Source organism: Bacillus sp. AM1(2019) (genome assembly GCF_009906915.1).
In the GTDB taxonomy this organism is placed as follows: domain Bacteria; phylum Bacillota; class Bacilli; order Bacillales; family Bacillaceae; genus Bacillus; species Bacillus velezensis.
On sequence record NZ_CP047644.1, the window covers coordinates 3,538,330 to 3,560,846 of the forward strand.

23 protein-coding genes and 1 tRNA gene are annotated in these 22,517 nt (G+C 45.2%); 8 read left to right on the plus strand and 16 right to left on the minus strand.

Translation table 11 applies throughout. From position 1 onward, the window contains the following. Positions 1-9 precede the first annotated feature (9 nt). The 3 genes from GNE05_RS17550 to GNE05_RS17560 form a co-directional block, all read right to left on the minus strand. Entirely contained in the window at positions 10-1,827 is a 1,818-nt protein-coding gene (locus tag GNE05_RS17550; protein WP_201741788.1) for a polysaccharide biosynthesis protein, read from the minus strand. A 221-nt stretch (positions 1,828-2,048) separates the two neighbouring features. Further along, positions 2,049-2,729 (minus strand): protein tyrosine kinase EpsB, encoded by a 681-nt coding sequence (locus tag GNE05_RS17555; RefSeq protein ID WP_029973548.1) that lies wholly within the window; start codon positions 2,727-2,729, stop codon positions 2,049-2,051. A gap of 5 nt (positions 2,730-2,734) precedes the next feature. Continuing rightward, on the minus strand, positions 2,735-3,442 hold the full coding sequence (locus tag GNE05_RS17560; RefSeq protein WP_022553826.1) for a YveK family protein: 708 nt from the start codon (positions 3,440-3,442) through the stop codon (positions 2,735-2,737). A gap of 243 nt (positions 3,443-3,685) precedes the next feature. On the opposite strand from GNE05_RS17560, the gene slrR reads away from it, so the two are divergent. The 3 genes from slrR to GNE05_RS17575 all read left to right on the plus strand — a co-directional run bounded on the left by slrR (position 3,686) and on the right by GNE05_RS17575 (position 6,012). Next, positions 3,686-4,141 carry an HTH-type transcriptional regulator SlrR gene (gene slrR, locus GNE05_RS17565; RefSeq protein ID WP_007407395.1) on the plus strand — a complete coding sequence of 152 codons (456 nt, stop codon included), beginning with the start codon at positions 3,686-3,688 and terminating at the stop codon, positions 4,139-4,141. A gap of 80 nt (positions 4,142-4,221) precedes the next feature. Continuing rightward, positions 4,222-5,670: a carboxylesterase/lipase family protein gene (locus tag GNE05_RS17570; RefSeq protein ID WP_160183217.1), complete on the plus strand. Its 1,449-nt coding sequence runs from the start codon at positions 4,222-4,224 to the stop codon at positions 5,668-5,670. A 141-nt stretch (positions 5,671-5,811) separates the two neighbouring features. After that, the gene (locus tag GNE05_RS17575; protein WP_014418938.1) at positions 5,812-6,012 is read left to right on the plus strand and encodes a hypothetical protein; all 201 of its coding nucleotides are present in this window, start codon (positions 5,812-5,814) and stop codon (positions 6,010-6,012) included. Between the two features lie 31 nt (positions 6,013-6,043). On the opposite strand, the gene GNE05_RS17580 is transcribed toward GNE05_RS17575, so the two are convergent. Then, positions 6,044-6,574 (minus strand): dihydrofolate reductase family protein, encoded by a 531-nt coding sequence (locus GNE05_RS17580; RefSeq protein ID WP_160183038.1) that lies wholly within the window; start codon positions 6,572-6,574, stop codon positions 6,044-6,046. Between the two features lie 79 nt (positions 6,575-6,653). Continuing rightward, positions 6,654-7,283, minus strand: coding sequence for a YczE/YyaS/YitT family protein (locus GNE05_RS17585; RefSeq protein ID WP_014305880.1), 630 nt, complete (start codon positions 7,281-7,283; stop codon positions 6,654-6,656). Between the two features lie 133 nt (positions 7,284-7,416). Between GNE05_RS17585 and GNE05_RS17590 the strand changes: the two genes are divergently transcribed. Further along, on the plus strand, positions 7,417-7,935 hold the full coding sequence (locus GNE05_RS17590; protein WP_021495236.1) for a spermidine/spermine N(1)-acetyltransferase: 519 nt from the start codon (positions 7,417-7,419) through the stop codon (positions 7,933-7,935). A gap of 42 nt (positions 7,936-7,977) precedes the next feature. On the opposite strand, the gene GNE05_RS17595 is transcribed toward GNE05_RS17590, so the two are convergent. From GNE05_RS17595 to GNE05_RS17610, 4 genes are all read right to left on the minus strand, one after another. Beyond that, positions 7,978-8,466 (minus strand): phenolic acid decarboxylase, encoded by a 489-nt coding sequence (locus GNE05_RS17595; RefSeq protein WP_014305882.1) that lies wholly within the window; start codon positions 8,464-8,466, stop codon positions 7,978-7,980. Positions 8,467-8,487: 21 nt separating this feature from the next. Next, a complete protein-coding gene (locus tag GNE05_RS17600; RefSeq protein ID WP_021495237.1) occupies positions 8,488-8,943 on the minus strand; it encodes a DUF3237 domain-containing protein in 456 nt (151 codons plus the stop codon). Between the two features lie 208 nt (positions 8,944-9,151). Then, positions 9,152-9,436 carry a DUF1433 domain-containing protein gene (locus GNE05_RS17605; protein WP_160183218.1) on the minus strand — a complete coding sequence of 95 codons (285 nt, stop codon included), beginning with the start codon at positions 9,434-9,436 and terminating at the stop codon, positions 9,152-9,154. A 137-nt stretch (positions 9,437-9,573) separates the two neighbouring features. Next, on the minus strand, positions 9,574-9,888 hold the full coding sequence (locus tag GNE05_RS17610) for a DUF1433 domain-containing protein (RefSeq protein ID WP_094296314.1): 315 nt from the start codon (positions 9,886-9,888) through the stop codon (positions 9,574-9,576). 56 nt (positions 9,889-9,944) lie between these two features. Here GNE05_RS17610 and GNE05_RS17615 point away from each other — a divergent pair, with 56 nt between their 5' ends. Next, the gene (locus tag GNE05_RS17615) at positions 9,945-11,375 is read left to right on the plus strand and encodes a lipase family protein (RefSeq protein WP_391509863.1); all 1,431 of its coding nucleotides are present in this window, start codon (positions 9,945-9,947) and stop codon (positions 11,373-11,375) included. A 16-nt stretch (positions 11,376-11,391) separates the two neighbouring features. Beyond that, positions 11,392-11,703, plus strand: a complete 312-nt coding sequence (locus GNE05_RS17620) for a hypothetical protein (RefSeq protein WP_007407407.1) — start codon at positions 11,392-11,394, stop codon at positions 11,701-11,703. Positions 11,704-11,761: 58 nt separating this feature from the next. Here the strand turns inward: GNE05_RS17620 and GNE05_RS17625 are convergent. The 3 genes from GNE05_RS17625 to GNE05_RS17635 all read right to left on the minus strand — a co-directional run bounded on the left by GNE05_RS17625 (position 11,762) and on the right by GNE05_RS17635 (position 14,761). Further along, positions 11,762-11,837 (minus strand) — tRNA-Arg (locus GNE05_RS17625). Positions 11,838-12,044: 207 nt separating this feature from the next. Beyond that, the gene (locus tag GNE05_RS17630; RefSeq protein WP_095060492.1) at positions 12,045-13,514 is read right to left on the minus strand and encodes a glycoside hydrolase family 32 protein; all 1,470 of its coding nucleotides are present in this window, start codon (positions 13,512-13,514) and stop codon (positions 12,045-12,047) included. 14 nt (positions 13,515-13,528) lie between these two features. After that, entirely contained in the window at positions 13,529-14,761 is a 1,233-nt protein-coding gene (locus GNE05_RS17635) for an MFS transporter (protein ID WP_007613980.1), read from the minus strand. A 390-nt stretch (positions 14,762-15,151) separates the two neighbouring features. Between GNE05_RS17635 and GNE05_RS17640 the strand changes: the two genes are divergently transcribed. Both GNE05_RS17640 and clpP read left to right on the plus strand, forming a co-directional pair. Next, positions 15,152-16,126, plus strand: coding sequence for a LacI family DNA-binding transcriptional regulator (locus GNE05_RS17640; RefSeq protein ID WP_014418949.1), 975 nt, complete (start codon positions 15,152-15,154; stop codon positions 16,124-16,126). A gap of 246 nt (positions 16,127-16,372) precedes the next feature. Then, on the plus strand, positions 16,373-16,969 hold the full coding sequence (gene clpP / locus GNE05_RS17645) for an ATP-dependent Clp endopeptidase proteolytic subunit ClpP (protein ID WP_003151513.1): 597 nt from the start codon (positions 16,373-16,375) through the stop codon (positions 16,967-16,969). 44 nt (positions 16,970-17,013) lie between these two features. Here the strand turns inward: clpP and pgmB are convergent, their stop codons facing one another. From pgmB to GNE05_RS17665, 4 genes are read right to left on the minus strand one after another with little or no spacing between them, the layout of a single operon-like run. Continuing rightward, entirely contained in the window at positions 17,014-17,703 is a 690-nt protein-coding gene (gene pgmB / locus GNE05_RS17650) for a beta-phosphoglucomutase (RefSeq protein ID WP_021495243.1), read from the minus strand. Further along, the gene (locus GNE05_RS17655) at positions 17,700-19,385 is read right to left on the minus strand and encodes a glycoside hydrolase family 13 protein (RefSeq protein WP_053285127.1); all 1,686 of its coding nucleotides are present in this window, start codon (positions 19,383-19,385) and stop codon (positions 17,700-17,702) included. Before GNE05_RS17655 ends, pgmB begins: the two co-directional genes overlap by 4 nt. Beyond that, positions 19,378-21,651, minus strand: a complete 2,274-nt coding sequence (locus GNE05_RS17660; RefSeq protein WP_160183039.1) for a glycoside hydrolase family 65 protein — start codon at positions 21,649-21,651, stop codon at positions 19,378-19,380. The genes GNE05_RS17655 and GNE05_RS17660 overlap by 8 nt, the downstream gene beginning before the upstream one ends. After that, positions 21,629-22,513 (minus strand): DUF1189 family protein, encoded by an 885-nt coding sequence (locus GNE05_RS17665; protein WP_061861562.1) that lies wholly within the window; start codon positions 22,511-22,513, stop codon positions 21,629-21,631. The genes GNE05_RS17660 and GNE05_RS17665 overlap by 23 nt, the downstream gene beginning before the upstream one ends. Positions 22,514-22,517: the final 4 nt, after the last annotated feature.

A 22,517-nucleotide genomic window follows, 5' to 3' on the forward strand; every position in this document is an offset into this window, starting at 1 on the left:
GTCCTCCCATCACACGCCTGCGGCCGCTTCTTCATGTACTGATTCGATCGCCTCAAACAGCCTTTTTCTCAGCTCTTCTTCAGGCAGACGGCTGAATTCCTCCATAAAACGGATGAGCACGGCCCAATTCCCGTCCACCGCTTTCCCGATATGGATTTTCGGAAAAATCTGCTCCGTATGTACTTCATTATGATTCAGCAATTCTTCATACATCTTTTCTCCCGGACGGATGCCGGAGAATTCGATGGGAATCTGTTCTGTCGAATAGCCTGATAAATGAATCAGGTTTTTGGCCAGATCGACGATTTTGACGGGTTCTCCCATATCCAGAACGAAAATCTGCCGCCCTTTTGCAAGCGCCCCCGCCTGAATGACGAGTCTTGACGCTTCGGGAATCGTCATAAAATATCTTGTCATCGCCGGATGCGTGACGGTGACAGGTCCGCCTTTTTCAATCTGCTTTTTGAAAATTGGAATGACGCTGCCGCGGCTTCCGAGCACATTTCCGAAACGGACGGCGGCGAATTTGGTGCGGCTGACCTTTCCGAGGTTCATGATGACCATTTCTGCAAACCGTTTCGTCGCCCCCATGACATTGGCCGGATTGACCGCTTTGTCAGAAGAAATCAGCACGAATGTCTCCGTTCCGCACATGTCGGCGGCTTCGGCGACATTTTTCGTGCCGATAATGTTGTTTTTAACGGCTTCTTCCGGATTATGTTCCATTAACGGCACATGTTTGTGGGCAGCCGCATGATAGACGACGTGCGGCTCGTATTTTTTCATCAAGGTAAAGATTTTATCTCTGTCCTGAATATCGGCGATCTCCGCGTGAAAGAGCACCTCTTTGCCGAAGCGTGCGGACAGCTCGGTATGTACAGAATGAATGCTGTTCTCCCCGTGGCCGAGAAGGACGATTTCCCGCGGAAGAAACGCGCTGATCTGGCGGCAGATCTCAGAACCGATTGAGCCGCCGGCGCCTGTGACCAGAATCGTTTTTCCCTTGATGCTGTCAGAAATTTTGCTCGTATCAAGGGTGACCGGCTTTCTGCCGAGCAGATCTTCGGCTTTTACATCTCTGATGTGTCCGGCAGCCTGCGTTCCGAGCAGGATCTCATCAAATTGCGGCATGATTTTAATATGGGCGCCCGTCTGCACACATTCTTTGTATAACGTCTGAAGCTCATGGGTGCAAAGAGACGGAATGGCAATGATAATATGGTGGATTCTCAGCCTCTGCACCGCCGGCATAATGCTTTCTTTTCCGCCGATGACGGGCAGGCCCATGATTTCGAGCTTATGCTTCGTCTGATCATCATCAATAAAAGCCACAGGCATGATTCCGAGATCGTTTTTCTGGGTAAGCTGACGGACGAGCAGCGTCCCCCCCGCACCTGCGCCGATGATCAGCGCCCTGGAAGAGTCATTTTGCTTCCTGCCGATCGTTTCTTTCAGCACCCGTGAAATCATCCGGCTTCCTCCGATGAACAATAGCTGAACCATCCAGCTGACGGCCAACAGCCGGAACAAAATCGTGTGGAACACCCCGTATTGGACGGCGGCTGTCACAGCTGCGGACAGCGTGATCCCCTTCAGCAGATCAAGCAGCTCTCCTATTCCCGTGTACGTCCATACCTGCTTATACTGGTGAAACATAAAAGCGCATACATGATGGCTGATCAGCATGCTCACGGCAGTCAGCAGCAACGCTCCGGAGTCATAAAAGTGATAAGAATCCTCAAAAAATTGATATCCTATAACAACGGAAAGTAAAACGAGATACGTATCCAATGCAAAAATCATTGAAAGTCTTCTCCGGTAAGTCAATCTTTCCCCTCCTCATTTATCGGTTTAGCTGATACGGTTTTCGTAAAAACAGACATAACAGCTAAGCCGATAACAATGCATCATCTTAAGATAAAATTGGGCATTTAACCCGTCCTCACACCCCGCCACCGACGACCAGCATCTAAGGCGGCGAAAAACGCCGCCCACAGCAGAGCCGAGTGCCTCCGTTGATAAAGGTAAGGAGACATCACCTGCACCGCTCAATACGAGTAGTGCTCTGTTTTTTTGATTTTCTTTTTATTCAGCAGCGCCCCCAAAAGCTTTGCCTTTGACTGCTGGAGCGCGTCTCTCGCCTTTTGGACGGTATCCATTTTCGTTTTTCCGCTCAAGACGACGAGAACGCTTCCATCTGTCTGGTTCGCTAAAATCTGTCCGTCCGCCACAGCCAAAAGCGGAGGTGAATCGAAAATAACCAGACTGTACCGGCTGTACATCTCCTGAATCAGCTCTCCCATCGCCTTTGAAGATAAAAGCTCAGCCGGATTCGGCGGCGTCGGCCCGCTCGTTATGACGTAAAGGTTATCAATCAGCGTTTTTTGCACCGTTTCGCCGAGGGAAGCGTTTCCGACTAACACATTCGTAAGGCCTTGTACATTTTCAAGCTGATAGGTCTCGTGTATCGTCGGTTTTCGTAAATCCGCATCGACGAGCAGCACCTTTTTTTCCTGCTGCGCAAATACCGCGGCAAGGTTGGCGGCGCTGAATGATTTTCCTTCTCCCGGAACGGAAGAAGTGACGAGAATAGAGCGCAAATGGGTCTGAACAGAGGAGAACTCAATATTTGTCCGAATGGTGCGGTATTGTTCAGCCACCAATGATTTGTGATGTAAAACGGATATTTGAGCCAGTCCCCTTCTTGATTTCTTTTTTCTGAATCCCAAACGCCTCACTCCCCGAAATATTTTTCATCAGACCGTGTCTGCTGATTTTTGATGTCATACACAACCCCTAAAACAGGCAAGTCTGTTTTTTCGCTGAGCTGCCGCTCGCTTTTAACGGTTTCATCAAGAAAATGGAGAAAAAACGCAAGCGTCACACCCGCCATGAGAGCCGCACCGAACGCCATCATGATATTCCGGATGCGCGAAGGCTTGACCATCGGGCTTTCCGATGCTTTTGCCTCAGACAAAACAATGACGCCTTTTATATTCATCCTGTCACGGACTTCTTTTTTAAATGTCTTCATCAGCGTGTTCGCTATAGCGGCGGCCTGTTTCGGGTTCTCGTCCTGCACCGCTACAGTAATGATCTCTGAATCGGTTTCGCTGCTTGTCGTGATCTTTGCTTTTAAAGCGGATGCCGTCTCAGAAAGATGCAGCGTCTGTTTCACTTTCTCAAGCACTACCGGGCTTTTCATTATCGTTTGAAACGTATTGTTGTAATGAAGATTCAGCTGAACGTCGCTGAGATTCGAATTTTTTTCACCGCTTGTTTCATGAATGAGCACTTGGGTCGATGACTGATAAACGGGCGAAATCACCCGGAATTGGATGTATCCCGTCACCAGCGTTACAACTGCTGTCATGATAAAAATCAGTAAAAGTCTGTGTTTAATAATGTCAAATAATTCTTTAAAACTCATATTCTCATTCATGTAATTACAGCCTCATCCTTATTGCATCAGGCTTAAACGCCCCCTTCTGTTAATGATTGGATTATAAAAGAAAAGGTCGAAATTTGAAAATTTCAAATTAAGCCATTTAGTTCTTTTTAGAGAACATTATCATGATTTTCCTCTTATTTACTGCACTTACCTTATAATTTTAAATTTTATAAAGAACAAAAAATTTCTTATAATGAACAAAAAATGCCAGTATACAGGGGAGAATTCAGCACAATGATTGGAAGAATAATTCGTTTATACCGCAGAAGAAAAGGCTACTCTATTAATCAGCTAGCAGTTGAAGCAGGTGTCTCTAAATCTTATTTAAGCAAGATAGAACGGGGGGTTCACTCAAATCCGTCCATCCAATTTCTGAAAAAAGTATCCGCCACCCTGCAGGTCGATCTGACGGAGCTTTTTGATGCCGAAACGATGCTGCATCACATGGGAGACACGGAAGATGAGTGGCGCATCCACCTTGTGCAGGCCGTGCAGTCAGGCATGCCGAAAGAAGAACTGTTCACCTTTACGAACAAACTGACTGAAAAACGCCCGGAGCCCGCACCCTACCGCAACAGAAAACTGACTGAATCCAACATTGAGGAATGGAAAGCGCTGATGCAGGAAGCCAAAGAACTCGGCTTGTCCGTTCAGGAAGTCAGATCATTTTTAGAACGGAAGCGTTACTAATGATATGCTGATGAAAAGGCTTTTATTCGCTTCATGTCTTCATCTCTGTTTATAATGAAAAGAAAAAAGGGGATGAAATGATGACAAAACTTACCGTTCAAACCCGCTGCGGCGCACTGAAAGGAACTGCCGGCCGCGGCGTCCGCACATGGAAGGGCATACCGTACGCGAAGCCGCCCGTCGGAGAGCTCAGATTTAAAGCGCCGGAACCTCCCGCACCTTGGGACGGCGTAAAACATGCCGACTCGTTCGGGCCGATTTGTCCGCAGCCGGATGATATGCTGTCCATATCGTTTTCCGGAGATATACCGGCTCAATCTGAAGATTGCCTTTATCTCAATGTTTTCGCCCCCGATTCAGAGGGCGAAAAAAAGCCTGTCATGGTATGGATACACGGCGGGGCATTTTATTTAGGTGCCGGAAGCGAACCGCTTTACGACGGATCTGCCCTTGCCGCTGACGGAGATGTCATTGTAGTGACACTCAATTACAGGCTCGGACCGTTAGGCTTTTTACATTTGTCTTCTATTCATGACGCGTATTCCTCCAATATCGGGCTGCTCGATCAGATCGCCGCGCTGCGCTGGGTGAAGGACAATATCTCCGAATTCGGAGGAGACCCGGATAACGTCACGATATTTGGTGAATCGGCAGGCGGCATGAGCATTGCCTCCCTTATGGCAATGCCTGACGCAAAAGGCCTGTTTCATAAAGCCATTTTAGAAAGCGGCGCCTCCCATACGATCCCGGCGGACATGGCAAAAGACATCGCGGCTGCATTTATTCATGAAGCCGGCACTGATCAATTGCAGGAGCTTTCCGTTAATGACCTGCTTAAGACTGCGGATAAAGTGCGGCGCTCACTAGATCAAAACATTTTTCAGCTTTTGTTTCAGCCCGCCATCGATCCGGCCACATTGCCTGCGGAACCGGTGAAAGCCATAGCAGACGGGGCCGCAGAAGGCATACCTATGATCATCGGAACCAATCGTGATGAAGCATATTTGTTTTTCACCCCTGATACAGATATTCATTCCGAGAAAAAGCAGCAAGATTATTTGCATCATCACCTCGGAGAAAACTGCACCGAGCAAGCGGCAGATTTATATCCGCATTCATTAAAGGGACAAATCGATATGATGACGGATCTGATTTTCTGGCGGCCGGCTGTCGCTTTCGCACAAGGACAGTCCCAGCATGCACCGGTCTGGATGTACCGCTTTGATTGGCATGGCGAAACACCGCCGTTTCATAAAGCCGTTCACGCTCTGGAATTGCCGTTTGTGTTCGGAAACTTTGATTCTTTGAGAAAGACGCTGCAAGAACCGCTCGGTGACGACGCAGAACAGCTTTCCAAACAAATCCAATCCGCATGGCTCGCTTTTGCAAAAACCGGAAACCCGAACACCTCTCACTTCAATTGGCCTGAATATGAAACCGATTCACGCGAAACTTTGCTTTTCAACACGGATACCGCTGTCGAAAGTGATCCCGATGCAGCAAAACGCCGCATCCTGTTTCAAGCATAAAAAACGCCAAGGGAGCCGGCTCCCTTGGCGTTTCGTTTTCATCTTACTTCAGACATCGCAGAATATCCGTTTCCACATTACCCCTGATATGTTATATTCTAACCCAATAAGTTAAACAAACATTCATAAAGGAGTTTTTATATGGAGAAATCAAGTATTATCGGCACAGCTGCCGTTATAATCGGGGCGCTTATGACCTTAGTTTCATTTATCTTCCTGCGCGACACTGATTTCTATGCTGTGAGGTGGATAGGGGTTGTTATCATGGTTGCAGGGTTTTCATGCGGGCCGGCCCACACCATTTCAAAACATAAAAACAAACATGAAAAAGAAACCCGGTAACCTTTACTGGGTTTCTTTCATACACTTCATTTCATCTCACTTCATAATGCAACTCCGCAAATTGCTTATAGCGCCTGACATCAGTCAGCTTCAGCCCTGTCTCCCGGTCTCCGGGTTTGAACAAAGAAATTCCGCGGCCGAGCAGAACGGGGGCGATCTGAATGATAAACTCATCGACAAGTTTTTCCTCCAAAACCGGGTGCAGCAGATCACTCCCGCCGACAATCCAAATCCGCTTGCCTTCTTGGCGTTTCAATGCTTTTATAAAATCGGCAGGCTCTTCATGAATAAACCGCACATGTTCAGTGCACCCGGTCAATGTCCACGAAAACACATAGCATTCTTTACCTTTGTACGGAAATTCCTCAGGCAATAAAACCAATATTTCTTCGTATGTTTTTCTGCCCATGATGATCGTATCGACAGATTCATAGAAAGCTTCATAATCGGTGCCGTCTTCACCTTCAGTTCCGATTAACCAATCTAAAGAGTGATTTTCCCGCGCAAGATAGCCATCTGCGCTGACAGCTCCGTAAAAAACGAGCTTTCTTTGACCGCTCATAAAAATCCCTCCCCCTTTTTTATTATACCTTGAACATGCGGATGAAATGAAAAATGATAGAACCGGATAAAAACCCCTGCTACCGGGTTTTCGTTTCTTCCTGCTTTGGAGATGCTGTTAATATGCCGTCTATCCATCTTCCGGTAATCGGCATAAAGAAATGAAGGATGATCCCGCCTAAACAAACGGTTAATAACGTTCCGATGCCTACCGGACCTTTTAGCATCACGGCCAGTATGAAAAATATGAAGTAAATGACCGTTCTTGAAAAAAAGATGCTTCTCCCGGTTAAATCGCGGACAATTAGCGTTAACCGATCAACCGGGATCGGGGCGAAATTTGTGTGCAGATAGGTTGCGGTTCCTATCCCTATCACAACTAAACCGATTGCAAAACAGCCCGCTTTTCCGTACCATAGTTCAGGCGTTATGACTCGATGCAGAAAAAAAAGCCACATATCAATCCCGATTCCCGTTATAAACGCCGTAATCATCCCTGAAAATTCCGGTCTTTGCCTTTTTAACATTGAATTACAGCAAATTAACAGGAAAGCGATGATGATTTCCCAGCTTCCCACGGTAAGCCCTGCATGGACGGACAATCCCACAATAAGCGCATCAAAAGGCGACGTTCCAAGATCTGATTGAATCGTGACAGAAATACCAAAGGTCAAGATCATGATTCCTAAAACATAAAAAACATATTTCACTTTATCGTCCTCATTTTCTTAATTTATGTTGCAAATACAACAAAATTACGGTATGTTTACTATACGGTATTTTCATTGCAAATACAACAAAAAATCAGCTGATATGATAAATGAAGAAAGGAGCTGTATGACCATGAGTATTCAATTAAAAAAGTGCAGCCTTAACGATATTACAGAGCTCCGGGAGATAAGCATTGAAACATTCAATGATACATTTAAGGATCAAAATTCACCTGAAAATATGAAAGCTTATTTGGAAAATGCATTCCGCTCTGAACAGCTGAAAAAGGAATTATCCAATCTGTCTTCTCAATTCTATTTTGTTTATTATCATGATGACCTTGCGGGGTATATAAAAGTCAACATGAACGAAGCACAGTCAGAAAAAATGGGGGAAGATTCTCTTGAGATTGAGAGAATTTATATAAGAAAAAACCATCAGAAACACGGGCTTGGCAAATATCTGCTGAATGAAGCTGTGAAAATCGCAACAGCACACAATAAAAAGAACATCTGGCTGGGCGTATGGGAAAAAAACGAAAATGCAATCGCCTTTTATCAAAAAATGGGGTTTGTCCAAACCGGAGAACACTCTTTTTATATGGGGGATGATAAACAAGTCGACTTTATCATGACCAAAACCCTGTCGTAAAAGGATACAAAAAAACCCGGACAAGCTGCCGGGTTTTTTCTCTTATTTTAATTTTCCTGCGCGAATATCATCGGTCATTCCTTCGTACGGCGCTTCTGAAATCAATGTTTCGTTATTGATTCCCGCATTGTTGAGATACGTAATATCCGCAAACTCGGGAACGACATATTTCGGGTATGTTTCATATTTCTCACGTGACTCTTTCATCACGTCAATGTAATCATTTTGGTAGCACACCGTGATTTCCGGATGCTCATGCACCCATTTCGGGAAGAAAATAATTCCGTGCATCCGTTTTTCATTCGGCATAAAGTTTAAGGAAACGTCTGTGCCTGTCGGTTCAGTCCATGACACTTTGTATACGCCTTCTGTCAGCTTGACGATATTCACTTCCTGATCGCGCACCCAGCGGCCGCCTACCATTCCGCTGTGAATCCGATAGTCGATCGTATGATCATTTTTAATATAGATTTCATACTCCCAGCCGTTTTCATACGTGTAAATCATATGGCTTCCGATAAAGTTTTCCATGTTGACTCACTCTCCATATTATTATTGAACTTCATAAATATCTAGCCGAATGTCATTCGGCAATCTGACCGCAGCCCCGATAAACAGCCGGTTCTGCAGATGCTGATATGCCTCACTGCTTGTTTCAAACACAGGCACAGTGCGGAAATACACGTGCTCGGGATCAATGATGCGCCCCTCTGCAGCCTGTTGGCGGAACGGTTCACTGACTTGGCGGATGCCGTTGTTCTCTACATAGATGACTTCATGCTCCTCCGTCTCCAGCGCATATCTGGCAGAAAGATCAACCCGGCCGTTCGGACGGATGATCTGGGCATCTGCCCCGCCCGGAAGAACACGTCCCTTTACGGCGCCGCTGACCGTTCCGCCCCGTATCGGAATCAACTGCCTTTTCCCTAATCCAGTCTGCCCCGCAACGATCGGTTCATCCACTTCAATCTGCAGAGACATCACTTTTTTTAAAGAAGGTTCCTTCAAGACGTATCACCTCCCGAGTTATTATGTTTACTTGAACATGTAACTATTTACACGTTTAATTGTAACGCTGTTAAAATGGACTGTCAAATAATGAGCTGTTTCCGGTTATGTTTTACAGTGTTCAATAAAAAAGACAAGGGCGGCACATGCCGAAACCCTTGTCTTTTTCATTATGCTCATATATAAAAAATGCCAGACGAGCGTCTTCTTAGTAATCGCAATCTTTATCTCTGCATTCTTTCTTTCTTACAGCGTCTATTGAGTGCCCCATGATCTTGTCATTTGCCTTATCGTAAGTACCATCGAATTTATTCGATGTATCACCGTTGTAATAGCCAAATACCTCTATCCCGCCCATTGGATCTATTTCGTATTTATCTTTAAATGTAACGTTATGTATTCCTTCATAATTCAATTTGGTAAATTTATCCATTCGTTCTTGAGCAATCTTTATCTCTTCAGCCTGAACATTTTTATCATTCATACTCTTCATTATAAAACATCCGGCTGCTATAAAAATAACCATGAAGATAATAATGTTTTTTTTCACAGAATCATCCGTCTCATGAGTTATGATGAAGCTCGCGGACTGGAACAAATGGTCGGTGACATCCGGAGCATTTAGGCGTGTTAAGATTTTTCTTCCGCATCCACAGAGGAGCTCCCTATTTTGTCTCCTACAGGATCATATAAGCCGTCAAATTCTTTAGTTTTATCGCCGTTTAGATATCCTTCAACTGTAATTCCACCGGTTGGATCAATAAAATAATCATCATAAGAAATTTTCTCTATACCCTTGTACTCACTACGCAAGTACTCGGACATTTTACTTTTGGCTTTTTCGAAAAGAGCATTTTCTTCCTTTTTCACATCATATTGATGCTTCATAACCAACCCTCCAACGGTTATAATTAACACTAGAACAATAATAAGGTATTTTTTCAAAAAAAATCATCCCTTTCCCTACCCTATTTTACATGACAAGAAAGGTGCTGTATATCTTGAGCAAGAAAATCAGGACTTCAAACCTGACAGATGAAACATATTACAGGATGAGTCAACGTGCTTATAACTATGACTATCTTAAAAGGAAATTAGAGAAGAACGATTATATACGTATTAATTCCTCCATTTCAAAACCTACTTACTGGTACGTCGATCAAATAAAATCAGACGATAATACAGGACTTGATGCGGTTGTATTAGTACAAGCAGTGAAGAATAACGGAAAATGGATAAAATCAAAAAAACCTGAAAACGTGGTCGTCGCCTTTGCGGGAACCGATATCGCAAAAGACCCGATCAATGACGGCGTAAAAGCGGACGGCGGGAACATTGTTTTTGGAAGCGACCCCAAAAAAGAAGCTCATTATATCGTTGAAAAGGACGCGAAGGATACGTCTAAAACACTCGGGACCTATCACGGAACGCCCTCTCAAGACGCCAAGCTCACAACCGGAAAGTATAAGCTGATGACGAAAACATCGCAAATCGACCAAGCCGATCAGCTGGTACGGAGCGTAAAGAAAAAGTATGCCGGAACGTCAACGATTATTTCAACAACCGGCCATTCACTCGGCGGCGCTGAGGCCGAATACAGCGCGGTGAATAATGATGTGTATGCCGTCGCGTTTAACAGTCCTTCCGTCGTGAAGCTGCACGATGAAGAAACACAGAAAGAGATCAACAGCGGCATATATGATCCTTACATCCGGTCAATTATCAATCCGGACGACATGGTCGGGGCAGGTTATTGGAACGAATATGACCGCCACAACGGGACAACGATTTACACGAAAAACCCCTCTCTCTCACAGTTCAGCCGAAAGCAGCGGCTTGATGGGAAATTGAGCGAGCAGATCGGAAAAAATCTCGCTTATTTCTTCACTACCGTCATTCTGAGAAATCCGGATACACACGGCTTAAACGAAGCAAATTTCGTGTTCGACAGAAACGGAACTATCGCAAATCCGAACGGAGATGAATTAGTCTTTGATAAAAACCTCGGCGCTCTTCTGCCGGCCGGTGCAATCGGAAGCGCAGATACAATAAAAGTAACGCCGACAAACGCAAAGAAGCTGGCTGAAAAGGTGCAGGCTATGACTGAGGATTTGCGGACGATGAAAAAAGAAGCGCAAAACGCCTATCAAGAACACGATGAAAAAATCGCCGAGCTGAAAACGGAATTTTACGGCCAAGTCGGACACGGCTTGTATGATCAGCTTCAAGCACAGGACGTGACCAATACCATTGAAGATATTGCGCTATCTTACGATAAAGGCCCGATTTTTTATGACACTCAGGCTGAGCAGGCGTTTATTGATTCTTTGCAGGCAGCGATCACAGACCTTGAAGAGATCGGCGGATTCTTACATAAAATAGCAGACGAATTTCAGAAAAAAGACCAGATGCTCGCAAACTGGTTAAGATGATAGAGGTGGATACATAATGCCGACATTAGACGAACTTTTAGAACACAAGGACGATCCAATGAAGAAAATGCTGCAGCGGCAGATGCTGAAAACAGGGATGACGCAGGCAGCGGGGACAAAATTGGAGACAGTGCGCCGAACGCTGAAACCGACATTCGAAATGGATACGTTGAAAGATGAATTATATGAAGTGTATTCAGCACTATTGAACAGCTTTGAAGGCAAGGCGCAAAAAGCTCTCGCGCAGCGGATCAGTGAAAGTGCGCGGCTGATTGCCGGAACCGAACATAACAGAGACACATTCGTTAACAGTTTCAAAACAAGATAAAATAAAAAACCTCACAGATTTAACATCTGCGAGGTTTTTCCTATCGTCTTAACTGAGACGCGCTCGGAGGGATTCGAACCCCCGACAGACGTGGTACCGGAAACCACCGCTCTATCCAACTGAGCTACGAGCGCACGTTTTTTCAATCAGATACCTTTATATTATAATAAAGAAACGCACAGAAAGCAACTCTTTTTTGATAATGCAACAACAGGATTATGCAGCTTCCTCATGCAGCATAATCCTGCATCGTATAACGGCATTGATTTTCACAAAAAAACCATTTCAGGCGGACTGCCCCCGGATCGGTACATTTCCAGCCACTTCAGAAAAAGCACGTTTCAGCTTTTTTTCCAAATGTCCTTTAACGTCCAATAGGTGAATTCCTCAACCTTTACGGCGCCTTTCTCAGAAAACAGCTCAATCCCCAATCTGCCTTCATTCGGATAGATACGGCTTGTCATCGTTGTTTCTCCATGATTGGCGAATACTTCAATCGAGGATCTGTCAATAAAGATACGCAGCGCCAGCTTGCCGTTTGTATCCGTCTGCACCCTTCTCACACCGTCTTTCGCTTTCCCCATCTTGGTGCAATCAAGTGTCAGCTTTTTATCCGTCAGATTGTATGTCAGCACAAGTTCTTCTTCGTCAAGGCCGCGAATCTTAAAACCTGCCGTTTCGGCATCAGAATCGTTTATATCAAACACGACTCGGACTTCAAGCAGGTCTTCGGACGTCTTTGCCAAGTAACTCCCTGAAACCGATCGTCCGGCACATTCCCGATATTCCATTTTCCGCAGCTGCTTGGTTTCTTCCACGGGATTCATCAAAAGTTTATGATCATCACGCAAAGTCAGTTCTCGCGGCAAAGTCAGTGCACCGCACCATCCGTCCGCTTTTGTCGGCATCTCAGATTCCCACATATCCATCCAGCCGATGGCAATTCTGCGTCCTTTATCATCTAATAATGTTTGCACGGCGTAAAAGTCATGGCCGTGATCCAGTTCTTTAAAAGCGCCGTGTGTAAATTTGTTTGTTTCATCATGATAGTCACCGATTAAATAACCGGTTTGATGTAAATTTTGATAGGAATCACCGTCCGCCTCGATCCCCTGGGGCGAAATCAGCAGGACATGTTTGCCGCCTAATTCAAAGAAATCAGGACATTCCCACATATAGCCGAGATTACCGTCACTTTGGGCGAGAACCCCCGCGTATTCCCAATCACGCAAATCAGGTGAACGGTATAAAACGACCCGTCCGACGTTTTCTTTTGAGGAGTTGCCGATGACCATATACCAAACATCGCGATGCTTCCATACTTTCGGATCGCGGAAATGACGGACGCTGTCTTCCGGCGGTTCCGCAATAACAGGGTTTTCCTGAAGCTTTTCAAACACGGTTCCATCTTGGCTGACAGCGATATTTTGAGTTTGATAGAATAGGTCTTTCTCTTGATCAATTATATTATGTCCTGTATAGATGAGGGCAAGTCTTCCATGATCATCGACCGCGCTTCCCGAAAAACAGCCGCTTTGGTCGAATTCATCCCCCGGAGCTAAGGCAACCGGCAGGTGCTCCCAATGAATGAGATCTTTACTTTTTACATGTCCCCAATGCATCGGCCCCCAATGCTCATCATACGGATGATGCTGAAAAAAGACGTGGTATTCTCCTTTAAACTGAATAAGCCCGTTCGGATCATTGATCCAATTCGCCCGGGGCATAATATGGTACCCCAATCGATATCTTTGTTTCACTTTACCCTCGGCTTCCTTCAAAGCTTCTTCCGCCTGCTGAATTCTATCCATTTGTAACATCCTCTCTATCCGATTTTTTGCAGACGCTGGACACGCCTGCTGTTTTGTTTCGGGCCCAATAAAGTAAATATGGAGATGACGGTAAAACCGAAGACGACGATTCCCATGATGAGATAGGTTTGACGGAACCCCGCACTGTCATATAATCCTCCCGCAAGCGGCGACAGAATCGACGCGCCTGCCTGAGATGCGAATTGAAAACCGACGAGATAAAGGACGGACGACAGACGCGTATCAAAATTGGCAGCCAAATATTTAAAAACGGCGATCAGCATAATCGGCAGTTCCAGTGCGTGGATAAGTTTCATTGATGAAATGCCTACAGGTTCAACTGCAATTCCCGACCCGACGATGCGGAAAGCCATTAAAAACCCCGCTAAAATCAAACTGTTTTTCGCCCCGAACTTATTGACGATAAAAGGCGCAAGAAACATCATGCCGGCCTCCAAAAACACTTGGAATGAATTAAGGTAGCCGAATACTTGGTTACCCGTCGACACTGAAGGAAACAAAGACGCATAGTAGATCGGGAACTGCTGATCATATACACCGTAAATGCAAGTCACCCCGATAATGTACATCATAAAAAACCAGAAATCTCTTAGTAAAAAGAGCCGCCCCACATCTTTTAACCGGACCGAATCCGCTCTGTTTTTCTCATGATCGGTCATTTCAATTTTTACAGACATGATGATGGCCGTTAATATGACGGCTGAAACAGACGCGATCCAGAAGTTGATATTGGGATTAATATTGAAAAGCTGACCTGCAAAAAATGCAGCCGCCGCCCAGCCCAGCGAGCCCCACATTCTTGATTTTCCATACTCGAAATCATACTTACGGCTGACCTTTTCAATGTACGTTTCAATCGCGCCTATCCCCGCCAAAAAAGCGGCTCCCAAATATAAGCCTCCGACAACGGCGCCAAGAAAGACGTTGTATTGTAAAAGCGGTCCATAGACGAAGATATAAAACGGACCCGTGAATATGAGAAGACAGCTGATCATAAACAATATCTTTTTCTTCAGCCCCAATTTGTCAGAGATAAAACCGTAAAGAGGCTGCATGCACAGGGCAAATACGGCGTTTACAGAAAAGATAATGCCTGTCGCTGATCCGTTTAAATTGATTTCCTGCCCTAACCAAATCGCAAATAAAGAATAGCTGGAAGACCAAGTAAAAAAGAAAAAGAAGAAATAAGCACTCAGTTTCCAATACAGACTTTTTGAGCTTTTCATTTGCACCGCTCCTTTAATAGGACCTTTTAATAGCCGTTTTAGAGCCGCATACTTCCTTCTTCATTTTCATCACATACATGCGTGCTCCGAGTAAGCGCTTACTTTACATCGCTGCTTGATTCTTTCACTTTATTGCCGCCAGCCATCTCTCCATACCCGTCACTTCCCCTCACTCCATAAATAAAGCGCTTTCAAAGAGAATTGTATGTCAACCGGTTTCATATGTCAATCGGTTGACATAAAATTTTCTGATTATTTCAATCAAATCAAACACACCCTCTTTATATGAAAACAGAAACATGGAATGTCCTTGCACATGTCAGCCTGATTCTCTAAAATAAGTGCGTGACGGAAATTGTAAGCCATTTCAGTAAGCAGGAGGGCACGGGAATGAAGCCTAACATTCATGATGTTGCGAAAATAGCGGGAGTTTCATCTACAACCGTTTCGCGGGTATTAAATAACCGCGGCTATATCAGCGAAAAAACAAAAGAAAAAGTGTACAAGGCGATGGAAGAAATCAATTACTTTCCAAACGATCTGGCCCGCTCTTTATTCCGAAAACGAACCAATTTAATAGGGCTTATCATCCCAAACTCCAGCAACCCATTTTTCGGCGAACTCGCCTTTCATATTGAAAGCATTTGTACGTCCATGGGCTACAAACTGCTGCTTTGCAACAGTTTACATCGAAAGGATAAGGAAGAAAAATATTTGGAGATGCTGATAAGAAACCAAGTGGACGGCGTGATCGCCGTGACTTACAACCGGGGAATTCTCAATGATCACAAGCAAAATCTGCCGATTGTCGCCATTGATCATTACTTATCGGACACGATTCCCGTCGTCGGCTCAGACAACTATGACGGCGGAAAAAAGGCGGCAGAACTGCTGATTGAAAAAGGGTGCCGGCACATCGTCCATATCAACGGCCCGCTTGAACTCGAAACACCGGCAAACCTCAGAAGAAAAGCATACGAAGACGTCATGCACGAACACGGACGAAAGCCCATTACATATGAAGTACCCTTTTATCAGCATTACCATGACATTATTTCAACATTATTCGATGAACAGCCTGACACCGACGGAATTTTTGCCAGCGATGATATCATGGCGGCTGCAGTGATGACTGAGGCCAAAAAACGGGGAATAGACATCCCGAATCAATTAAAAGTGATCGGTTATGACGGCACTGAAACCGTTCAATCGGTTCTGCCGGACTTGGCAACCATCCAGCAGCCGATTGAATTGATTTCCAAAACAGCCATCGAGATTTTAGCAAAAGAAATTGAAGGCGAATTTGATGATTTGCCGCTGGAAACGTATTTGCCGGTACGGCTTTTGGAAGGGCGGACAACGTAGTCAGACCCTTCAGCCGTACGTAGCGACGCGATTGCGGTCTATTTTGAGCGCTCCGGCCATATCATTTTCTCAAGCGCCGGTGCTGATCATCCTCATTTCCACTTTGCTGTTTGAACTTTTTGTTTTATGGGAAAAATGGTGTTAGAAGAAAAGGTTGGCATTTTGGTCAGCGTTTTGTTTGACCTTTATTGACCAAAAATGTATCATGTAAATACATACTTACCTAAAAGGTGAAGGAGGAGCATTATGAATTTAATACCTACAGTCATTGAACAAACGAACCGCGGAGAAAGAGCTTATGACATTTACTCCCGTCTTTTGAAGGACCGTATTATCATGCTTGGATCTGCGATTGATGACAACGTTGCGAACTCCATCGTGTCACAGCTTTTATTCCTTGAAGCGGAAGACCCTGAAAAAGATATTTCCATTTACATTAACAGCCCTGGCGGATCAATCACTGCCGGTATGGCAATCTATGATACAATGCAGTTCATTAAACCGAAAGTATCCACGATCTGCATCGGTATGGCCGCTTCTATGGGAGCATTTTTACTTGCAGCCGGAGAAAAAGGCAAACGTTACGCGCTTCCTAACAGTGAAGTTATGATTCACCAGCCGCTTGGCGGAGCGCAAGGACAGGCGACAGAAATTGAAATCGCGGCAAAACGCATTCTCTTGCTTCGCGACAAATTAAACAAAGTGCTTGCTGAACGTACCGGCCAGCCGCTTGAAGTCATTGAGCGTGATACAGACCGCGACAACTTCAAATCAGCTGATGAAGCCTTAGAATACGGCTTAATCGATAAAGTGCTGACACGCAATACAGAAGACCAGAAGTAATGCCCAAAAAACCTGCAAGAGATGATGTCTCTTGCAGGTTTTTTTCACTCTCTGATGCTTTTTAAAACCTTTCCCCTATACTGCTTCCATTCTTCCTTCAACAGCTCAAACGACAATTCACCGGTTTGCCTCACAACCAGATCAGCACCAAGCATCGACTGTTCACGCCCGACACCGACCGCGAACATCCCGGCAGATTTAATTGCAGATATTCCTGCTTCAGCATCTTCTATTGCCGCGCATTCAGCCGTGGAAACACCGAGCAGCGCTGCAGCTGTTAAAAAGATTTCGGGATCAGGCTTCCCCTTCGCAAGAGCCGCCGGGTCAACAATGGCTTGAAAATCATCGATAATCGCCAAACGTTTTAAGATCGCGCGGGCATTGCGGCTTGAAGATGCTAACCCGATTTTTATATGTTCATTTTTTAATTCACAAAGAAGCCTGCCGATTCCCGGCAAGAGATCTTCCGGCGTCAATCTGCTGATCAACGTTTGATAATATTGGTTTTTTTGATGCAGCAGTTCTTGTTTCTCCGCATGTGTAAACCTTTTTTCCGCTCCGCCAAAGATCAGTATGCTTTCCAGTGACTCTTCCCGGCTGATTCCTTTCAGGCCTTCATTCACATTCCTGTCAAAGGGAATATCAATTTGTTCTGCGATGTGCTTCCAAGCGAGAAAATGATATTCAGCCGTATCTGTTATCACTCCGTCTAAATCAAAAATAACCGCTTTCATATGCTGATGCCCATCACAGCTTCATAAGGTTTGAGGCTGATACTCTTCAAGTCAGCCCGCTCCTGCGGATAGTTCGAAATCAGGATTTTCCAGCGCTCATGGATCAGTTCCGGAGGCGCTTCGAACCGGGCCTTGTCTTCCGACAAATTCACAACGACGAGAAGCTTTTTCCCTTGATATTTACGGATATAACAATAGATTTGCGGATCATCTTCCAGCAGCAGCTGATAATCTCCGTATACCATGATCTTATATTGCTTTCGTAATTGAATGAGCTTCTGATAGTAATAGAAAATTGAATCTTGATCTTCCAAGGATTCTTTCACATTGATTTCTTGATAGCGGGAATTGACCGCTAACCAAGGGTCTCCGGCTGTGAATCCGGCATGTTTTCCTGCATCCCATTGCATCGGCGTCCTCGCGTGATCCCTTCCTTTTATCATCACGGCTTTGACAAACTCTTTTTCTGACATCGTTTTGTTTTCGATGACTAGTTCACGGTATGCATTTTTTATTTCAAGATCGTCATACATCTCCAGCGGCATATCACTGTTGACCATGCCGATTTCTTCTCCCTGGTAAATAAACGGTGTGCCTTTCATCCCGTGGAGAACCGTTGCGAATGCTTTCGCACATTGTTTTCGCAGCTCACCGTCATTGCCCCAGCGGGAAATCACTCTCGGCTGATCATGATTCTCAAAATACAGGGTATTCCAGCCGCTATTCATCAACCCGGTCTGCCACCTTGTCATTGTTTGTTTTAAAGCAATCACATCAAACGGCTTGATCTGCCATTTCCCATTTGGCGAGTTTTGTTCTGTATCGATATCCATATGTTCAAATGTAAAGATCATATTCAGCTCTTGCCTGCCTGCATCCGTATATTTTTTCGCCTCTTCAATATCAGAACCGTTTGCCTCTCCGACTGTCATGCAGTCGTAATGAGAAAGCACTTCCCTGTTCATCTCTTGAATAAATTCATGCAGGCGGGGACCGTTAGAGTGATAACGGCCGACGATATGGGGGCGGCTGTTATCTGTTTCATAGTCCGGAAAATCGGTATGTTTGGAAATGGAGCCGATCACATCCATCCGCCAGCCGTCAACGCCTTTATCCATCCAGAACTTCATCAGATCATACACTTCCCGGCGAACGGCTTCATTTTCCCAATTTAAATCAGGCTGTTTTTTCGAAAAGTAGTGCAAATAATACTGTCCTGTCCCTTCATCGAACGTCCACGCCGAGCCTGAAAAAATCGATCCCCAATTATTCGGCTCAGAACCGTCCGATTTCGGGTCTTTCCAAAAATAATAATCCCGGTAAGGATTGTCCTTCGACTTGCGGCTTTCAGCAAACCAGGCATGTTCATCCGACGTGTGGTTCACGACCAGATCCATGATGATTTTCATTCCGCGCTGATGCACTTCATCAATTAACTGAAACATATCTTCATTTGTTCCGAATTTTTCGTACATGTTTCTGTAGTCACTGATGTCATAGCCGTTGTCATCCTGCGGAGAATCAAACACGGGCGACAGCCAGATCACATCCGCGCCAAGTCTTTTGATATAATCAAGCTTTTTGATAATGCCTTGTAAATCCCCAAATCCATCTCCATTGGAATCATAAAAACTGCGCGGGTAAATTTGATACACGACAGCTTCTTTCCACCATTCACTCATCAGGCATTCTCCTTTCACATCGTTCATTCAGCACCATCGGTTCTCCATAAACTGTGATGGACACCGGTTCTCCTTTGACAAGCTCAAAAATGGCGCGCCTTTCTTCGACCGTCACCTTGATCAAGCGGTTTCGATAATTGATATGGAACGAGTAACCGTCCCATTCATTCGGCAAAAATGGGGTGAATGAGAGCGTTCCTTTTAAAGTACGCATGCCGGCAAACCCTTGGACGATCGCCAGCCAGCTTCCCGTCATTGAAGTAATGTGAAGACCTTCCTCCGTATCGCGATTGTAATTGTCGAGATCAAGCCTTGCTGTACGCTTATATAATTCAAGCGCCTTCTTTTCCATCCTCAATTCGGCAGCGAGCACCGCGTGAATGGAGGGCGATAGGCTTGATTCATGAACCGTCATCGGTTCATAAAATTCATAGTTGCGGCGTTTTTCGTCTATAGAGAAACGGTCAGGAAATAAATAAATGCCTTGCAGCACATCGGCTTGTTTAATAAAGCTGGAGCGGAGGATTTTGTCCCATGACCAATTTTGATAAAGAGGCCGTTCAGCTGGATCTAATTCGTCAACTGATTGCAGGTCTTTGTCCAAAAATGTGTCATGCTGAACGAAAATTTGCAGTTCTTCACTATACGGATAGTACATGTGCTGGATGATTTCTCTCCAGACTTTCAATTCTTCTTCCTGCACATCCAGAAGGCGGCGTTTCTCCGCTGAGATCCTTTCGAGACTTTGCAGAGTATAATCCAACGTCCAAGCCGCAATGACATTCGTATACCAATTGTTGTTAACGTTGTTTTCGTATTCATTCGGCCCTGTGACGCCATGGATCATATACTTATTTTTTCGTTTCGAGAAGTGAACACGGCCGGCCCAAAACCTGCTGATCTCAACAAGAACATCTATACCGTATTCATCCATATAGGCGCGATCCCCTGTATATTGGACATAATTGCAGATCGCATAGCAAATCGCGCCGTTGCGGTGAATTTCTTCAAACGTAATCTCCCACTCATTGTGGCATTCATCTCCGGTAAACGTCACCATCGGATAAAGCGCCCCCTTCATCCCCAGCTTGGCGGCGTTCCGTTTGGCAGCCTCCAAATGATGATAGCGGTACAAAAGCAGGTTTTTCGTGACTTCCGGCTCGGCTGTCGCCAAATACATCGGAACGGCATACGCCTCGGTATCCCAATAGGCGGCACCGCCGTATTTTTCGCCTGTAAATCCTTTCGGTCCGATGTTCAAACGGGCATCTGCCCCGTAGTATGTCGAGAATAACTGAAAGATATTGTAGCGGATGCCTTGCTGAAGTTCCTTATCTCCCTTTATCTCTATATCCGCTTTTGCCCATCTTTCCTTCCACTTGGCAATATGCTGCTGTCTCGCTTCTTCATAACCTTGCTTAAGAATAGCCGCCAAAAGCTCCTCCCCTTTCGAAGTAAGCTCTGCTTCTTGAACATCGCGTGAAGTCGTGACAACAATAAACTTCTTCAATGAAGCTTTGTTTTGGTAGCTGAAGCGATTTTCAGCATACATGCGGGAAGTTTGAAAGCTTTGACTGACACAGCCTTCTGTCAAATTTCCCATTAAGGCTGAGACGGTGAAACGCGGCGTTCCGAACGGATTGTCGAGCGTTTTTGCCGTTATGTGCCCGCGGCGGTAATCCGCTCCTGTCTCTTTTTCCTGCCAAAACCGCTCTTGATAGTTTGAATCTTCGTTTACAACATTGCCATCAAGATAAGGAACAAGCGTAATAACGGCGTCCCCTGTCAGACACTCCGCTTCATAATGAATCGCACATAGCTCTTTTACGGCCAGGCTGAGAAATCGTTCTGATTTGATTCGCACGGTTTTATCCTGAATACGGACAACAGCGCTCCTCCTCAGAATTCCTTCTTTCATATGAAGCTCTAACTCAAATGATTCGAGTCGGTTTTGATAGAGATCGACTTTTTCACCGTCAACATACACATCTATACCAATAAAATTCATCGTATTGATCACTTTTCCGAAATAGTCCGGATACCCGTTTTTCCACCAGCCTACCCGCGTTTTGTCAGGGAACCACACGCCCGCAATATATGTGCCTTGATGGCTGCCGCCTGAATACCCCTCTTCAAAATTCCCCCTGATGCCCATATAGCCGTTGGCAAGAGAAGTCAGGCTTTCCTGCAGCCGTATATACTCTTTTTGAAATGTATTGGTTTTGATTTTCCATTCATCAATCTCAAACAACCGCTGATTTATCATGTCTTCCTCCCGAATGAACATTTTCATTATGACGGCGGGTTTTGGCCATATATCTGAATAAAAAAGCAATCATCAACGTGACGCCGCATGTATGAACCATTAATACAGTAATCAAATCAAAGCGGATCAGCCCGATAGCAGCTGCCGCGAATGCAGGCAGAGCCGATGCGCATATCGCTGCAGAAGCTGCTTCCTTACATGACGCGATATCGATCATTTTTGATAATTTTGCCATCCAGATGCCTCCCGCAAGCACAGCTGTAAAAAATAGCTGGATCAAAAAAATCACTGCGCACCCCAGCATCATGATCATCGGCTTATACTGTGCCAGCCACAATTGACCGATAACAGCCTCCGTCTCATATACGCCCGGGTCCGTAAGACTGGCGTCCGCTTTCCCATAGCGAACTGAAAACCCCATTCCGTTTTGGTCGGTAATAATCAGCCGGTCAGGCTGGAATATGACCGCGTTGTCATACCCTTTTACACGCAAACGCCCATTTTCACCGTTTGGTTTCCATTCATGCTCCATATCGACTGCCAGCAGATGTTTGCCCTCTTCAATTTGATCAAAATGCTGTCCGCCTGTCAGTTTTCCGTTCCTGATTTGAATACCGTTTAATTGTTCGGCAAAACGATCATTCACTGCAGAAAGCGCCGCAGGCATAACCAATTTGAGGCTGAAGCGGTCCATTTTCAAAAACGACATCGTAAACGGCGCCATAAGGCAGGACGTCAAAAACATAAAGAGAAAGGAAAGCTGAAGCCAGCTGAATGTTTTCCCGTAACGGCAAATACCTGACGGAGACACCGATGCTTTAAGACTGCGGATCATAAAGCTTTCATTTTGCACATTCTTCATTGAA

What these genes read in the sequence shown, in the direction of transcription:
- GNE05_RS17560 (WP_022553826.1), bottom strand. Translation starts at nt 3,442, where the DNA reads ATGAATGAGAATATGAGTTTTAAAGAATTATTTGACATTATTAAACAC.
- slrR (WP_007407395.1), top strand. Translation starts at nt 3,686, where the DNA reads ATGATTGGAAGAATAATTCGTTTATACCGCAGAAGAAAAGGCTACTCT.
- GNE05_RS17570 (WP_160183217.1), top strand. Translation starts at nt 4,222, where the DNA reads ATGACAAAACTTACCGTTCAAACCCGCTGCGGCGCACTGAAAGGAACT.
- GNE05_RS17575 (WP_014418938.1), top strand. Translation starts at nt 5,812, where the DNA reads ATGGAGAAATCAAGTATTATCGGCACAGCTGCCGTTATAATCGGGGCG.
- GNE05_RS17580 (WP_160183038.1), bottom strand. Translation starts at nt 6,574, where the DNA reads ATGAGCGGTCAAAGAAAGCTCGTTTTTTACGGAGCTGTCAGCGCAGAT.
- GNE05_RS17590 (WP_021495236.1), top strand. Translation starts at nt 7,417, where the DNA reads ATGAGTATTCAATTAAAAAAGTGCAGCCTTAACGATATTACAGAGCTC.
- GNE05_RS17595 (WP_014305882.1), bottom strand. Translation starts at nt 8,466, where the DNA reads ATGGAAAACTTTATCGGAAGCCATATGATTTACACGTATGAAAACGGC.
- GNE05_RS17605 (WP_160183218.1), bottom strand. Translation starts at nt 9,436, where the DNA reads ATGAAGAGTATGAATGATAAAAATGTTCAGGCTGAAGAGATAAAGATT.
- GNE05_RS17620 (WP_007407407.1), top strand. Translation starts at nt 11,392, where the DNA reads ATGCCGACATTAGACGAACTTTTAGAACACAAGGACGATCCAATGAAG.
- GNE05_RS17630 (WP_095060492.1), bottom strand. Translation starts at nt 13,514, where the DNA reads ATGGATAGAATTCAGCAGGCGGAAGAAGCTTTGAAGGAAGCCGAGGGT.
- GNE05_RS17635 (WP_007613980.1), bottom strand. Translation starts at nt 14,761, where the DNA reads ATGAAAAGCTCAAAAAGTCTGTATTGGAAACTGAGTGCTTATTTCTTC.
- GNE05_RS17640 (WP_014418949.1), top strand. Translation starts at nt 15,152, where the DNA reads ATGAAGCCTAACATTCATGATGTTGCGAAAATAGCGGGAGTTTCATCT.
- clpP (WP_003151513.1), top strand. Translation starts at nt 16,373, where the DNA reads ATGAATTTAATACCTACAGTCATTGAACAAACGAACCGCGGAGAAAGA.
- pgmB (WP_021495243.1), bottom strand. Translation starts at nt 17,703, where the DNA reads ATGAAAGCGGTTATTTTTGATTTAGACGGAGTGATAACAGATACGGCT.
- GNE05_RS17655 (WP_053285127.1), bottom strand. Translation starts at nt 19,385, where the DNA reads ATGAGTGAATGGTGGAAAGAAGCTGTCGTGTATCAAATTTACCCGCGC.
- GNE05_RS17660 (WP_160183039.1), bottom strand. Translation starts at nt 21,651, where the DNA reads ATGATAAATCAGCGGTTGTTTGAGATTGATGAATGGAAAATCAAAACC.
- GNE05_RS17665 (WP_061861562.1), bottom strand. Translation starts at nt 22,513, where the DNA reads ATGAAGAATGTGCAAAATGAAAGCTTTATGATCCGCAGTCTTAAAGCA.